Origin of the sequence: Methylobacillus methanolivorans (assembly GCF_044751345.1) — a bacterium.
GTDB lineage: Bacteria > Pseudomonadota > Gammaproteobacteria > Burkholderiales > Methylophilaceae > Methylobacillus > Methylobacillus methanolivorans.
In genome coordinates this window covers 1,756,323-1,770,842 of the sequence record NZ_JBIWXY010000001.1, presented here as the reverse complement: position 1 = coordinate 1,770,842, position 14,520 = coordinate 1,756,323, and the positions used below count along the sequence as shown (strand labels likewise).

The window sequence follows — 14,520 nt, the reverse complement described above, 5'->3', positions numbered from 1 at the left end:
TACTTTCTTGGTTGGGTTGTTCTGGGCGTGGTTTATGCAGCCTGCTGTTGATCCAGCATCCTGGCAATATGCAGTAGAAGGCCCCGTGCCAAAGTAAGCTTGGGGCCCTGTGGCAAGGGATGCGAGCCTGCGTCATCAAGCAATACCAGGCTGCTATCATCTTGTCCTAAAGCTTCGCTGGCAATATTGGCGGCGATCAGCGGCAGATGTTTTCGGCGGCGCTTTTCCTCGGCATATTGCAGCAGATTCTCGCTCTCTGCCGCGAACCCTACACAGAAGGGCGCATCGGTTCGTGCAGCAACAGTGGCGAGAATATCTGGATTGGCTTCCAGTGTGATAGTCAGTGATGCTGTGCTTTTCTTGATCTTGTGCTGGCTTGCCTGGGCTGGCCGATAATCTGCGACGGCTGCGACCGAGATAAAGATGTCCTGGCCATTGAGGTTGTCTTCAACCGCCGCGAGCATTTCCGCCGCGCTGGTGACCTGAATAGTGCGAGCGCCTGTAGGGTGGGCTAGCGAGACCGGGCCGCTGACCAGCGTAACATCGGCCCCCATGGCGATAGCGGTTTGCGCGATGCTATAGCCCATCTTGCCTGAGCTGTGGTTGGTAATGCTACGCACCGGGTCGATGGCTTCATGGGTGGGGCCAGCCGTGATGAGCATGCGCTTGCCAGCGAACAGCTTGGGCTGGGTGCTTGCCAGTAGCCGTTCGAGCAATTCCTCTGGTTCAAGCATACGGCCTGGGCCGGTTTCACCACAGGCTTGTGAGCCGATGGCTGGGCCCAACAGGCTGACGCCATCATGCTGCAACTGCCGGATATTGCGCTGTGTCGCTGGGTGGTGCCACATCTGTTGGTTCATGGCCGGTGCAACGAGCAACTTGCAGTTGCGCGCCAGGCATAGCGTGGAGAGCAGATCATCGGCAGCGCCGTGTACCAGCTTGGCAAGGAAGTCAGCACTGGCGGGGGCGACAAGAATGGCATCCACCTGGCGCGATAGATCGATGTGGGCCATGCCATTGCCAGCGTCTGGCTGCCATAAATCAGTATAGACAGGCTTGCCCGAGAGTGCCTGAAAAGTCATGGGGGTGACAAATTGCGTGGCGGCGTGGGTCATGGCGACCTGAACTTCGATGTCTTGCTTGACCAGTAACCTGACCAGCTCTGCGGACTTGTAGGCGGCAATACCACCAGTGACGCCGAGCAAGAGTTTTTTTATGGAATAATGGCTCATCAGTAGTAAGTGGCAGGTGCGCGCATACCGCGTATGGAGTTGCTTGATTTTATATGAAAGGCTGAACCGTGGCGATTACTGATTGGCCCGAGGGCGAGCGGCCCCGTGAGAAGCTATTGGCGGGAGGTGCCATGGCGCTTTCGGATGCCGAATTGCTGGCCATTTTCTTGCGTACTGGCGTGACCGGGAAAAGTGCTGTCGACCTGGCGCGTGATTTGTTGACACGGTTCTCCAGCCTGAATGGCATTTTCGCAGCCAGTATGGAAGATATTTGCCAAGTGCATGGCATGGGAGAGAGCAAGTTCGTGCAGTTGCAGGCCATTTTTGAGATGAGCCGGCGCGCCTTACTGGAGCAAATGCAGCAGCGCGATATCCTCACTTCGCCGCAAGCTGTGCGCCAATACCTTAGCTTGAAGATCGGCGCTTTGCCTCGTGAGGTATTCATGGTGATTTTTCTTGATGCGCAGCACCGGGTGCTGGCCGTGGAGGAGTTATTCAGTGGCACATTGACGCAGACCTCGGTTTACCCGCGTGAAGTAGTCAAGCGCAGCTTGCACCACAATGCTGCGGCCGTTATTTTTGCCCACAATCACCCGTCGGGTGTGCCCGAGCCCAGCCAGGCAGATGAATCATTGACCGATGCTTTGAAGGCCGCACTTAACCTGGTGGATATCCGTGTGCTTGACCACTTTATCGTCGCTGGAAACCAGGTGTTGTCATTTGCCGAGCGTGGGTTGTTGTAGTGCTCAGAATACGCTTGGCTTAACGACCCTTGCCACTCAGTGAGCCGCGGTTGAAGTCCTTGTCGCCAGGGCGGATGCAGCGGGTACCAAACCACCCACCCTGTGAGCCTGGTGGACAATCCTTGGCTGATCCACTGGGTTGGGGAGCATCTTGATCGGCATAGCGCCAACTACCATCATCATTCAGGATGATGCGTTCACCACTGGAAGTAGTGGCTTGTTGAGGATCATTTTGTTCCTCTGCCTGTGCAGGCAGGCTCAGCATGCTGGCCAGACTAAGTAATAGCAGTACCTGTTTCATGTCACGATCTCCTCGATTGTCATTTTTTGTTAGGCGCCATTGTGCCATTGTCAGGAATGACATGCACGCAAGGTGGATGGTTCCTTTAACTGAAGAGGGAGTGGGGCAATCTTAATGTATTTGCCGGGAGGAAAGCGTCTTGATAGTGTCGTGCCTAGCGTAGCTAGTAGCCAGGCACGACATTTTTCAACATCGGTACTGAGTGTTAATACACATCCCGCACATAGCGCTTGTCCTGCGCCATCTTGCTGACATATTGCGCTGCGGCTTCTGCGCTCATGTTGCCATGGGTCTGCACGATGTGCTTAAGGGCAGCATCGACATCCTTGGCCATGCGGCTGGCATCGCCGCAAACGCAGAAATGTGCGCCTTGCTCCAGCCATTGCCATAGCTCCGCGCCATGTTCCAGCATGCGATGCTGTACGTAGATTTTCTCAGCTTGGTCGCGTGAGAAGGCGGTATCGAGTCGCAAGAAGCCGGATTGCTGCATGCCATGCAATTCGTCTTGGTAATAGAAGTCGGTAGCCGCATGTTGCTCGCCGAAGAAGAGCCAGTTTTTGCCGGTGGCACCCATCGCTTGACGTTCTTGCAGGAAGGCACGAAATGGCGCAATGCCAGTGCCTGGGCCAACCATGATCAGAGGCGTCTCAGGATTTTTTGGTGGGCGGAAATGAGCGGATTTTTGCAGGAAAATGGGTACGGAGCCATTGGCCGCACGGTCTGCGAGGAAAGTCGAGCAAACACCACCACGGGGTGCCTGCTGGCTACCATATCGCACCACGGATACGGTGAGCTGTACTTGGTCGGGCGTATGCTTGGGGCTGGATGAGATGGAGTAGAGCCGTGGTTGCAAACGCTTCAATATGGCCAGCCATTCGCTGGCCTCTGCCTTGACTGGGTAAGCTTCCACCAGATCGAGAAACTGTTTACCCCACAGCCATTGCTTGAGTTCTGCTTTGTGGGCATCGTCAAGCAAGCTGCCCAGTGCCGCGCTTTTTGAGCGGGCGCTGATAAACTGCAGTAGTTCCGGAGTAATGCGGGTAATGTCGTAATGATGTGACAGCGCTTCCACCAAGGGCATGCTGCCGTGATCCTTAATCTCTACCTTGATCGAGGGATTCAGTTGTAATGCGGCCAATATATCGCCTACCAGCTGTGGGGCATTGGTCGGCCAGACTCCCAGTGCATCACCTGCCTCGTAGGTGAAATCGCTATTGCTAAGGTCAAAGCCAAATTGCCGCACTTCCTTTTCCGAACCTTCGGCATTCAGGCAATTATTCATCACTAGTTTTGCATGGAAGGGATGTTGGCGTGAATAGCTGGAGGCTATTGCAGGCGCAGCATCTTCAGGCAGGGTATTGTCTGCAGTTGTTGCCATTGCGGCCTGTTTGCTGGCGACCTGCTGATTGGCTTGCTGGGGTGTCAGGGCCTTGAGGACATGGTGGAGCCAAGCTTGTGCTGGTTCTTCGTATTCCGGTTCGCAATCCACACGTGCTGTCAGCGGCTTTGCCCCCAAGGCCACTAGGCGTTCATCTAGCTTGCGCCCAAAACCGCAGAATTGATCGTAGTTGGAATCGCCAAATGCCAAGACAGCATAGTGCAGCATAGACAGGTCGATTTGTTCTGCCTGTAATGCAGACCAGAACTGGGCAGCGTTATCTGGCGGATCGCCATCGCCGAATGTACTGGCGAGCAGGAGTACATGCGTGGTTTGCGCCAGGAGAGCAGGCTTGCTCTCATCCATGCTGTGTAGGCTGACATCCCAGCCTGTCGCACGTAGTTGCTCGGCACATTTCCCGGCAAAGGATTCTGCATTACCGGTTTGTGATGCCCACAAAATGCTGAGCTTGGGCTTGGCTATCGCTGGGATAGCGTCTGTAGCCTGATCAGTGTTAATCCATGTCCTGGCGAACATGCCGGCCAGGATGCCATCAATCAGTGTACGTTTTTCTGCCTGTAATGGTGCGGTGGAGGGAATGGTGGGTACACCGCCAGCCTGACGGGAAGGCTCGCTGCGCAGGCCGGTAATATAGCCTTGCAGATAGCGTTGCTCTTCCGCTGTGAGGGTCAGGGCAGGTGCCTGGTCGAGGCCGAGTAATGCAGCCAGGGCATCAATATCTTTCATGGCGATTTCCTTCTTGTTGCTTGTGCCTGGGGGGATGTCGGCAGATGTATCACGAGTTGTGCTGTCACTAGATGCCGGGACGGCAGCCTTGGCGACCTTTGCCAGGGCCACGGCACTGAACTTGAATTCTGGCTGTTGTGACAGTGGGTCGATGGCATCACTGGTGACGGCATTGATGGCAAGGTCATCACCAAACACATCATTCCAGTGGAATGGGGCAAAGCAATTGCCATGCAGCACCCGCGGGGTGACGATGGCTGGCAGCACGGCCCGGCCACGCTGCGAGCGGATTTCCACATGATCCTTGTCTTGTATGCCAAGTGCGATGGCATCTTCAGGGTGGATTTCCACGAAGGGGCTGGGGTTCAGCTTGTTCAATGTCGGGATCTTGCCGGTCTTGGTCATGGTGTGCCATTGATGTTGCAGGCGACCCGTATTGAGCACCAAGGGGAAAGCCGCGGTTGGCATTTCTGCTGGGGGTAGGTAGGGCCTGGCAAAAAACATGGCTTTGCCGCTTTCCGTGGCAAAAGCGATACGAGGCGTGCTGCCATCCGCCTGTTGCTTGAGCACTTGGCTGACGCCATCATTGATGTAGCGCATCGGGTGGCGATCCGTGTCACTGTCAGGCGGGCAGGGCCATTGCAGTGGAGTGTCGCGCAGGCGCTGGTGGCTTACACCACGGATGTCGTAACCGGTCTTGCTGTTGGATACCTGGCGGATTTCATCAAATACCTCGGCAGCCGATGTATAGCTAAAGCCATCGCTATAGCCCATTTCGCAAGCAATACGCGCGATGATCTCCCAATCTGGCATGGCATCACCAGGCGGAGGCACGGCTTGCTGCATCAAGGTCATGTTGCGTTCTGAGTTGATCATCACGCCTTCTGCCTCGGCCCAGAGTGCGCCCGGGAGCAGAATATCGGCATAGCGATTGGTCTCGGTATCGAGGTAGGCATCCTGGGTAATCACCAGTTCGGCTTTTTTTAGTGCCTCGATGACGTTCTGGCGGTTGGCGACACTGGCGATCGGGTTGGTGCAGATAATCCAGCAGGCCTTGATCTTGCCGACTTTCATCTGCTCAAACATGGCGATGGTGCCGCCCGCAGAACGAGTATGCAGGGTGCCTGCCGGAATGCCCCACAGTTGCTCCATGAAGGTACGGTCTTGTTCGACCAGGACTGAGCGTTGCCCAGGCAGGCCTGGCCCCATGTAGCCCATTTCGCGGCCACCCATCGCATTGGGTTGGCCTGTGAGTGAAAAGGGGCCGCTGCCCGGTCGGCAGATAGCGCCAGTGGCGAGGTGCAGGTTGCAGATCGCATTCGTGTGCCAGGTGCCGTGAGTGCTTTGATTGAGCCCCATGGTCCAGCAGCTCATCCAGTTCTTGGCCCGGCCTATCCAATCGGCTGCCTGGCGAATATCAGATGCTGTCAGCCCAGTGATGTCAGCCACTTTTTCTGGTGTGTAATCTTCCAGGAAGGCAGGCATGGCTTCCCAGCCTTCAGTGAATTCAGCCATGAAGCCGGGGTCGGTATGGCCGTTTTTGTGCAATAGGTACAGCAAGCCGTTGAGCAGGGCGAGGTCAGTACCTGGCCGGATCTGCATAAACAGGTCGGCTTTGTCTGCCGTGGCATTGCGGCGCGGATCAACCACGATCAACTTGGCACCTGCCTTGACTCTATCCATCATGCGTAGGAACAGGATGGGGTGGCAGTCGGCCATGTTGGCACCGATGACGAAAAAGACATCCGCCTGGTCAAAGTCCTCATAAGAGCCTGGCGGGCCATCGGAGCCTAGTGAAAGTTTGTACCCACTCCCAGCGCTTGCCATGCACAGCCTGGAGTTTGACTCGATGTTGTTGCTGCCGATATAGCCTTTGATCAGTTTGTTGGCTAGATATTGCGACTCAATCGACATTTGCCCTGACACATACAAGGCAATCGAATCCGGGCCGTGAGTGTCGAGGATATCGCGCAGGCGGCGAGCGGTTTCCTTGATGGCGACTTGCATATCGGTGCGGGAAGGTTCCTGCTGACGATCTTGTCGCATGAACGCTTGCTCTAGCCGCCCTGATTCGGTGATCGCCTGGGCGCAGGTGTTGCCTTTGGTGCACAGGCGGCCAAAGTTGGTGGGATGTTCCTTGTCGCCTACCACCTTGATAATGCGCTTGTCCTGCACTTCCATGACAATACCGCAGCCAACACCGCAGTAAGGACAGACCGATTTGACTTTAGTCGTCGCCATCGTTTGCTCTGCTTAGGCGAGGAGTTGCACCCAGATCATGCCCGCACGCACCTCGACGGCATAGGTGTTGAGCTGCGTATTGGCATCTTCCACACACACACCGCTACGCAATTGGTAGTGGTGCTTGTAGATGGGCGAGGCCACCACAGGCTCTCCACCCAAGTCGCCGACTAAGCCACGTGAAATTACGTTGGCGTCGCTATGTGGGTCGTGGTTATCCAGTGCATATAAGGCATCGCCCTTCATGCGGAAAATCGCGATCTGCCTGCCCGCCAGCAGGGCGCACACGCCAGTGTTCGGCCAGATATCCTCCAGTGCGCACACCATGTGCCAAGTGCCGGTTTCTGCTGCGGACATGGACATTTGCTGCCCACTTGTCGCTGGGGAAAAAGCGGATTGTTGTAATTGACTCATACTTTGTACTCCATTGATTACTCAGCCAGTGCCAGCACTGGGATGATCTTGGCCTGACGTTTTTCTTCCACTGTGGCGGGGCGCATTTGTTCGCGCTCCGGCACGAAGACGATATTGCTGTCGCCAGTGGTGCTGTTGATGAAGCTGCGGAAGCGCTTGCGCACCTCGGGATCGGTTACGGCGGTTTTCCATTCGTCCTGATAGTGGTCGACAACGTGTTGCATCTGGGCTTCCAGCTCTTCACTCAGCCCCAGGGAGTCGTTAATGACCACATCCTTGAGGTAGTCCAGCCCACCTTCCAGGTTGTCGCGCCAAGTGCTGGTGCGTTGCAGGCGGTCTGCCGTGCGGATGTAGAACATCAGGAAGCGGTCTATCATGCGGATCAAGTCTTCTTTGCTGAGATCGCTGGCGAGCAGTTCAGCATGGCGCGGCTTCATGCCGCCGTTGCCGCAGACATAGAGGTTCCAGCCATTCTCGGTGGCGATCACGCCGACATCCTTGCCTTGTGCCTCGGCACATTCGCGCGTGCAGCCTGATACGCCGAACTTGATCTTGTGCGGTGCGCGCAAGCCCTTGTAGCGGTTTTCCAATTGCACGGCGAGGCCCACGCTGTCGTCCACGCCATAGCGGCACCAGGTAGAGCCGACGCAACTTTTCACGGTACGCAGTGATTTGCCGTAGGCATGGCCGGATTCAAAGCCAGCGGCGATCAGCTCTTCCCAGATATTGGGGAGTTGTTCGACGCGTGCGCCGAACATATCGACACGCGCACCACCGGTGACCTTTGTGTAGAGGCCATATTTCTTGGCAATCTGGCCAATAGCGATGAGGCCATCAGGCGTGACTTCGCCGCCTGGCATGCGCGGCACGACGGAATAGCTGCCATCTTTCTGGATATTGCCGAGGAAGTAGTCGTTGGAGTCCTGCAGCGAAGCCAGGTCTTTCTTGAGCACGAAATCATTCCAGCAGGAGGCAAGAATGCTGGCGGCTGTCGGCTTGCAGATGTCGCAGCCCAGCCCCTTGCCATGTTTTTCCAGCAGTTCGTCGAAAGTCTTGATCTGGCCAACGCGTACCAGGTGGTAAAGCTCCTGACGCGAGTAAGGGAAGTGTTCGCATAAGTGGTTGTTCACTGTCATGCCTAGCTTCACCATCTGGGCTTTCATGACTTGCGTCACCAGGGGTACGCACCCACCACAGGCTGTGCCTGCCTTGGTGCAAGCCTTGATCTCGCCAATGGAGCAGGCACCGTTGGCAACTGCTTCGCCAATGGCACCCTTGGTAACATTGTTGCATGAGCACATGACGGCGCTGTCGGGCAGGGCATCAACGCCCAGGCCTGGTTTTTCCTTGCCACCGCTCGCGGGCAGGATGAGGAACTCAGGGTTTTCCGGCAATGGCATTTCATTGACGGTCATTTGCTGCAAGGTGCCGTATTCATCGGCATTGCCGATCAACACAGCGCCAAGCAGCTTCTTGCCGTCTTCGCTGATGACGATTTTCTTGTAGATGTTGCGCACTTCGTCCAGGTATTGGTAGCTGCGTGCACCGTGGGTTTCTCCGTGTGCATCGCCGACACTGGCGACATCTACGCCCATCAGCTTGAGCTTGGTACTCATGTCGGCACCCTGGAAGCTGGTGGCAGTGTCATTGGCGAGGTGGGCACATGCCACGCGTGCCATGTCGTAACCGGGGGCAACCAGGCCATACATTTGGCTGTTCCAGCTGGCACATTCGCCGATAGCGTAGATATTGTGGTCACTGGAGCGGCAGAAATCGTCGATCGCGACACCGCCGCGAGGGCCAATCGCCAGGCCTGATTCGCGCGCCAACTCGTCGCGTGGGCGGATACCGGCAGAGAAGACAATCATGTCGGTTTCCAGCCAGGTTTCGTCAAAGAACACCATGCGGTGGCGGGCTGTGGCGCCATTGGTGATTTCCACCGTGTTGCGGCTGGTGTGTACATGCACACCCAGCTCTTCGATCTTGGTGCGCAGCACGCGTCCACCAGCTTCATCTACCTGTACCGCCATCAGGCGTGGCGCAAACTCGACTACATGGGTTTTCAGGCCCATGTCGCGTAGTGCCTTGGCGCATTCCAGCCCGAGCAGGCCACCACCGACGACAACACCGCTTTTGGCGGTCTTGCCAGCTGCGGTCATTGCTTCGAGGTCTTCAATGGTGCGATAGACAAAGCAATTATCGCGATCACGCCCGGGCACAGGCGGTACGAATGGCACAGAGCCGGTGGCGAGTACCAGTTTGTCGTAAGACAAGATAACGCCATCGGTCAGGGTGACGGTGCGCTGGGCACGGTTTATGGAGGCAGCCCTGGCATTGAGCCGCAGCTCAAGGCCTGGCTTGTCATAGAAGCCGGGTTCGACCAATGACAGGTCTTCGGCACTGCTGCCGGAGAAAAAGCTGGAAAGGTGTACGCGATCATAGGCTGGGCGTGGTTCTTCGCCCAGCACGGTCACTTGCAGCCCGGCTGCGGCCAGGTCGGTGTGGCGTTTGACCAGCTCCTGCACAAAATAGTGGCCAACCATGCCATTGCCAACGACAACGATGCGGGTGAGTTCAGTCATGTTCATGTTTTCCCATCAAGTTGGAAAGCTGTCTTGGCGCACTCTGTTTCTGAATGCCGCCATGCTTTCCTGTTCGCAAGCTAAAAAACAAAAACGGCGTCCATCACCTGCATAGCAACTGCCTGGGCAGTTTGCTGCAAGTAATGGACGCCGTTGTCCGTTAGAGTGGGTTTTCGCAAGGAAAACCCAGTATGTTCATCAAGTACCTGTCTTATGTGAACAGGGTTTTGCTTTAACCTATGCAAAACCCATACCAACTTTCTTAATGTGGTTGATATTGCTTTAATCCATTGTATTGGCAGGGTTTATGGGGCGGCGTGGTAGCAGGGTGGTTGTGCACCGATATGGAATTCTTGCTCCATGTTGGTGCGCAATGGATGCTTTCTCTGAGTCTGGCTGGTTTCAGGAGATGATCAGCAGGTAGATCAAGACGGCATTTATCAGCAATGAGCATACGGCCAGCCATTGCCATTGCTGCAAGCCTGCGCGTGATACCAATGGGGTTCGTTGCACGGGCACAATGGGGCGGCTTTCACCGAGTTCCAGGGCGAGTAGCATTTCTTCTGCAGTCTCGAAGCGTGCTGCCGGGTTACGCGCCACGGCCTTGAGGATGATGTTTTCCAGCCAACCGGGAATATCCGGGCGGTAGCGCGTGGGCGGCACTGGTTCGCCAAAACGCGGATGTTGAAAAGGCTCAATCTCGCCGTAGGGGTATTTGCGTGTCAGCAGGTGATACAGCGTGACACCTGCGGCATAGAGATCGCTCGCCACGCTGGCCTCTGCATGCTCAAACAACTCTGGAGCCATATAGCTAGGTGTGCCGGGGTTGGGCATGGTGTCCTGCATCGAGACATGGCCGCTAGAGGCAACGCCAAGGTCAAGCAGGCGCAAGCGGCCATCCTTGCCCATATGCAGGTTGGCAGGCTTGATATCACGGTGCAGCACATGCATGCGGTGCAATGCACCCAGCCCGCGCAGCATTTCCTGCCCGATGCGGGTAATGCCTGCCGTGGTGAAATGGTGCCCATGTTGCAGGCGCTGCTGTAGCGTGGCACCTTCATGCCAACTCATGACGTAGTACAAGTGACTGCGCTGGTCGGCCTCCAGAGGCAAGACTTGTGGCAGGTATTGGGAGCTCATGCGCTTGGCCAGCCACTCTTCATTGAGTAGTGCCGAGCAGCTTTGCAGGTCATCCGCCAATACGGGTTGCAGGGTTTTTAGCACCCATAATTGCCCGCTGTCGCGATGGCGGACCTTGTAGACCAAGGTCGCTCGCGATTGATGCAATATTTCCATGACCTCGAATTGATCAATGCTATCGCCTGCCTTCAACTTGGTTGGTGGCTTGAGTTCGCGGCTCTCGGCAAGGAAGTCAGTCAGTGTGTCTTCGCCAAGGGCTTCCACCTGCACAACGACGACACTGGCATTGTCACTGCCACCTGCCTGCAGGGCTTCACGCGTCATTGCATCGGCCATGGCCTGTGGTGGGGCGTAGGGCTGCATCAATTGTTGCAGGCGGTGTTCTGGCAATGCCGACCAGATACCATCGCTCATTAATGCAAAGCGATCCCCAGCCTGTAACACCCCTTCGGCATAGTCCACACTGAGCTGCTGGTCTAGCCCGACCGCGCGCTTGAGCACATGGCGCATATCGGGCCTGTCCCAGACATGATCCGTGGTCAGGCATTCCAGCTTGCCATCACGCAGGCGATACAAGCGGCTATCGCCGACATGGGCTGCAAAGTAGCGTTGCCCACGTAGCACCAGGACTGTCAGGGTCGTGGCCATACCCGCCATCTCACGATGCTGCATGGCTTGCGCGAGTACCCAGCGATTGGCAGCACTAATTACCTTATCCAGGGCTGCCGGGATTTCCCAAGTATCCGGGGTAGCGTAAAAGTCGGTCAACAGGCTGCGTACCGTCATTTCTGCCGCTTCGCGTCCACCTGCGTTACCACTCACGCCATCGGCAACGGCAAAGATTGCACCCTTAAGCTTAAGGGTGCTGCCAGCGGGTGTGACCATGCTGACAAAGTCTTCATTGCGCTCGCGTTGACCTGTCAGTGAGCTCGATCCCGTCTGGAACATCAATGCCATGTGTTAAGCCTTTATATCTTTGCGCTGGTGACCGCAGCTGAGCCCCAGGTGGTGCGCCAGCGCTGCTTGACGAAGGTGAGGCCGACCAGTGCAATGATAGCAAGGCCAGCGAAGATGCTCAGGCCAACCTGGTAGCTGCCTGTGAGCTGCTTGGAGTAGCCCAGGCTGGAAGCGAGATAGAAGCCACCAATGCCACCAGCCATCCCGATCAGGCCGGTCATGACACCAATTTCCTTGCGGAAGCGTTGGGGCACTAGCTGGAAGACCGCACCGTTACCCATACCCAGGGCAATCATGGCGCAGATGACGACCAGCAGGCCGGTCAATTGGGTCTTGAGGCCCAGGCTGAGGATGAGCAGGAAGGCTGCCGCAATGACATACATCGTGCTGAGTGTGCGGATGCCGCCGATACGGTCAGCCAGGTTGCCGCCGATCGGGCGTACCAGTGAGCCGGCAAACACGCAGGCTGCTGTGAAGTAGCCCGCATGAACCGGGTCAAGCCCGTATTGGTCATTAAAATAGATGGTGAGCGAGGATGCCATGCCGACAAAGCCACCAAAAGTGACACTGTAGAAGAACATGAACCACCAAGCATCCTTGTCCTGCAATACCTTGAAATATTCGGTCAGCGACTTGGAGGCTGGTGGATTGGGCGCATCTTTGGCCAGTATGGTGTAGAGCACGAGTGTGATGATCAGTGGAATCAAGGCGAGGCCAAACACATTGCTCCAGCCAAATGCCAATGCCAGGCCGGGGGCAAACAAGGCAGCCATGGCAGTACCGGAATTCCCGGCACCGGCGATGCCCAGGGCGGTGCCTTGGTGTTCTGGCGGATACCAGCGCGAGGCCAGTGGCAGCGCCACGGCAAAGGAGGCACCCGCTACGCCGAGGAATACGCCGAGGGTCAGGGCCTGTTGATAACTATGGATGTCATTAAGCCAGGCGAATGCCAAGGCGGCAATCACAATGATCTGGCCAATCATGCCCGCCCTCTTGGGCTGTATCTGGTCAACCAGGATGCCCATGACCAAGCGCAGCAACGCGCCAGTCAATACTGGTGTTGCTACCATCATGCCTTTTTGCGCAGGGGAGAGGCCCAGGTCGCCTGCAATCTGTACCGCCAGTGGGCCAAGCAGCACCCAGACCATAAAGCTAAGATCGAAGTAAAGAAAGGCAGAGAAGAGCGTCGGTTTATGGCCTGCCTGCCAGAAGCTTTGTTTCATGTTATTTCCTTTTAGATCAATACTTGTGATGCAAAATACCAGCTTAGGCTGCTATTGAGATGGAATCCAGCAGCTCCTTGCCATGGGCCAGGTGCACGACCTCCCCCACGACAATGATGGCTGGGCTGGCGAGGCCAGCTTGTTGTACTGCCATGGGCAAGTGTTCCAGTGCACTGATGACATGCTGTTGCTCAGGGAGGGAGCCGTTCTGGATCGCTGCCACAGGCGTTGTGGGTGACATGCCTGCCGAGAGTAATTCACTGACGATACGGTGCAGGTGCTTCATGCCCATGTAAATCACCAGCGTGGTGCCGCTCTCTGCCAGCGCTTTCCAGTTTTGGCTGTGCTCGCCATCCTGCAAGTGCCCGGTGACAAAACTGACGCCATGGGTATAGGCGCGATGGGTGACGGGGATCCCGATAGTGGCGGGAACCGCAATGCCGCTGGTGATACCGGGAATGACATCAACCGGGATGCCTGCATGACGCAGCTCCAGCATTTCTTCACCGCCGCGCCCAAACAGGAAAGGGTCTCCGCCTTTGAGACGGGCGACTGTCTGGCCTTGTTCAGCCAGCGCTACCATCATGCGGTTGATAAAGTGCTGCGGCGTAGATTTGCAGCCACCACGCTTGCCGACTTCAATAACGCGCGCTTGTGGCGCATGCTGCAGTATCTCGCGATTGACGAGGTCGTCCAGCAGGACAACATCCGCTGCCTGCAATGCCTTGATGGCCTTTAATGTCATGAGGTCTGGATCGCCAGGGCCTGCACCTATCAAATATACTTTTCCTGTCATGTTTACTCTGCCTGCACTGATGTTATCTACTATAGGAAAACTGCATTACGCTGTGGTCTTTGGGGCTTAGTAGCCACTGTTCTTGACTGCTTTCAATCAACTCATCTAGCTCATTGGTGATGTTGGCCAGCACGCCGGCCACCACGGAGAATTCTCTCCCTGCATTGCCTGCCCTGGCAGCAATGATCTTGGCATTGACCGAGACGATCTTGGCTTGCTTGGTGATCTGCTGGATGTTTTCCATCAACTCCTGCTGCTGTTTCTTGTGTTGGTTTGCATGCTGCCTGGCTTCGGCTTCATAAATCTGGGTAATCTGGTTGAGCAGGGTGACCAATGGCGTGGCGTATTTGCCCAGTCGGTCTAGCTGCACTTGGGATAAGCTGTGTGCTTCATCTGTTATTTGCAAAGCCTGACGGGCATCCTGAATAAAGCGCCTGATGGTGGCATCTGCATTGTTCTCGCCGAAATAGGCCTGCTCCAGGGCAGGAGAAAAAATCCCCGGGAGGTGTTTGTTGCCTTCGACGAGATCCGCATGGGTGCTGGCGAACAAGGTCAGTGCTTCTTGTGCAATGTCGAGCGCATCTTCGTGCCCCAGGCTGGAAAGCATGGTGTTGAGAATGATGCGTTGCGACAACATACGTTGCCTACCGGCGAGGTTGATCAGCGAGCTGAAAATCTCGGTGCTGATGGCCTTGGGGGCATCAGGTGGTGGCTGGTGTTGTCGTAATGCGGATAGCATGAAATCAATCTCGATTCTTTATGTATG

Annotated in this window: 10 protein-coding genes; 1 reads left to right on the top strand and 9 read right to left on the bottom strand. The window is 56.1% G+C overall.

Going from position 1 to position 14,520, the window contains the following annotated elements; genetic code table 11:
- Positions 1–32: 32 nt before the first annotated feature.
- Positions 33–1,232 carry a bifunctional phosphopantothenoylcysteine decarboxylase/phosphopantothenate--cysteine ligase CoaBC gene (coaBC, locus tag ACIKP9_RS08245; protein WP_400881379.1) on the bottom strand — a complete coding sequence of 400 codons (1,200 nt, stop codon included), beginning with the start codon at positions 1,230–1,232 and terminating at the stop codon, positions 33–35.
- A 68-nt stretch (positions 1,233–1,300) separates the two neighbouring features.
- On the opposite strand from coaBC, the gene radC reads away from it, so the two are divergent.
- Positions 1,301–1,975 carry a RadC family protein gene (gene radC, locus ACIKP9_RS08240; RefSeq protein WP_400881377.1) on the top strand — a complete coding sequence of 225 codons (675 nt, stop codon included), beginning with the start codon at positions 1,301–1,303 and terminating at the stop codon, positions 1,973–1,975.
- Between the two features lie 19 nt (positions 1,976–1,994).
- Here radC and ACIKP9_RS08235 read toward each other — a convergent pair whose 3' ends face one another.
- The 8 genes from ACIKP9_RS08235 to ACIKP9_RS08200 all read right to left on the bottom strand — a co-directional run bounded on the left by ACIKP9_RS08235 (position 1,995) and on the right by ACIKP9_RS08200 (position 14,493).
- On the bottom strand, positions 1,995–2,276 hold the full coding sequence (locus tag ACIKP9_RS08235; protein ID WP_400881375.1) for a hypothetical protein: 282 nt from the start codon (positions 2,274–2,276) through the stop codon (positions 1,995–1,997).
- A 205-nt stretch (positions 2,277–2,481) separates the two neighbouring features.
- The gene (locus ACIKP9_RS08230; protein ID WP_400881373.1) at positions 2,482–6,642 is read right to left on the bottom strand and encodes a sulfite reductase subunit alpha; all 4,161 of its coding nucleotides are present in this window, start codon (positions 6,640–6,642) and stop codon (positions 2,482–2,484) included.
- Between the two features lie 12 nt (positions 6,643–6,654).
- Complete coding sequence (nirD, locus tag ACIKP9_RS08225; RefSeq protein WP_400881371.1) at positions 6,655–7,056, bottom strand: nitrite reductase small subunit NirD; 402 nt, start codon at positions 7,054–7,056, stop codon at positions 6,655–6,657.
- A gap of 17 nt (positions 7,057–7,073) precedes the next feature.
- On the bottom strand, positions 7,074–9,638 hold the full coding sequence (gene nirB / locus ACIKP9_RS08220; protein WP_400881369.1) for a nitrite reductase large subunit NirB: 2,565 nt from the start codon (positions 9,636–9,638) through the stop codon (positions 7,074–7,076).
- A gap of 402 nt (positions 9,639–10,040) precedes the next feature.
- Positions 10,041–11,735 (bottom strand): protein kinase domain-containing protein, encoded by a 1,695-nt coding sequence (locus ACIKP9_RS08215; protein WP_400881367.1) that lies wholly within the window; start codon positions 11,733–11,735, stop codon positions 10,041–10,043.
- Positions 11,736–11,746: 11 nt separating this feature from the next.
- Positions 11,747–12,958 carry a nitrate/nitrite transporter gene (locus tag ACIKP9_RS08210; RefSeq protein WP_400881365.1) on the bottom strand — a complete coding sequence of 404 codons (1,212 nt, stop codon included), beginning with the start codon at positions 12,956–12,958 and terminating at the stop codon, positions 11,747–11,749.
- A 43-nt stretch (positions 12,959–13,001) separates the two neighbouring features.
- Positions 13,002–13,754 carry a uroporphyrinogen-III C-methyltransferase gene (cobA, locus tag ACIKP9_RS08205; protein ID WP_400881363.1) on the bottom strand — a complete coding sequence of 251 codons (753 nt, stop codon included), beginning with the start codon at positions 13,752–13,754 and terminating at the stop codon, positions 13,002–13,004.
- Positions 13,755–13,776: 22 nt separating this feature from the next.
- Complete coding sequence (locus ACIKP9_RS08200) at positions 13,777–14,493, bottom strand: type IV pili methyl-accepting chemotaxis transducer N-terminal domain-containing protein (RefSeq protein ID WP_400881361.1); 717 nt, start codon at positions 14,491–14,493, stop codon at positions 13,777–13,779.
- Positions 14,494–14,520 lie beyond the last annotated feature (27 nt).

What these genes read in the sequence shown, in the direction of transcription:
- coaBC (WP_400881379.1), bottom strand. Translation starts at nt 1,232, where the DNA reads ATGAGCCATTATTCCATAAAAAAACTCTTGCTCGGCGTCACTGGTGGT.
- ACIKP9_RS08235 (WP_400881375.1), bottom strand. Translation starts at nt 2,276, where the DNA reads ATGAAACAGGTACTGCTATTACTTAGTCTGGCCAGCATGCTGAGCCTG.
- ACIKP9_RS08230 (WP_400881373.1), bottom strand. Translation starts at nt 6,642, where the DNA reads ATGGCGACGACTAAAGTCAAATCGGTCTGTCCTTACTGCGGTGTTGGC.
- nirD (WP_400881371.1), bottom strand. Translation starts at nt 7,056, where the DNA reads ATGAGTCAATTACAACAATCCGCTTTTTCCCCAGCGACAAGTGGGCAG.
- nirB (WP_400881369.1), bottom strand. Translation starts at nt 9,638, where the DNA reads ATGACTGAACTCACCCGCATCGTTGTCGTTGGCAATGGCATGGTTGGC.
- ACIKP9_RS08215 (WP_400881367.1), bottom strand. Translation starts at nt 11,735, where the DNA reads ATGGCATTGATGTTCCAGACGGGATCGAGCTCACTGACAGGTCAACGC.
- ACIKP9_RS08210 (WP_400881365.1), bottom strand. Translation starts at nt 12,958, where the DNA reads ATGAAACAAAGCTTCTGGCAGGCAGGCCATAAACCGACGCTCTTCTCT.
- cobA (WP_400881363.1), bottom strand. Translation starts at nt 13,754, where the DNA reads ATGACAGGAAAAGTATATTTGATAGGTGCAGGCCCTGGCGATCCAGAC.
- ACIKP9_RS08200 (WP_400881361.1), bottom strand. Translation starts at nt 14,493, where the DNA reads ATGCTATCCGCATTACGACAACACCAGCCACCACCTGATGCCCCCAAG.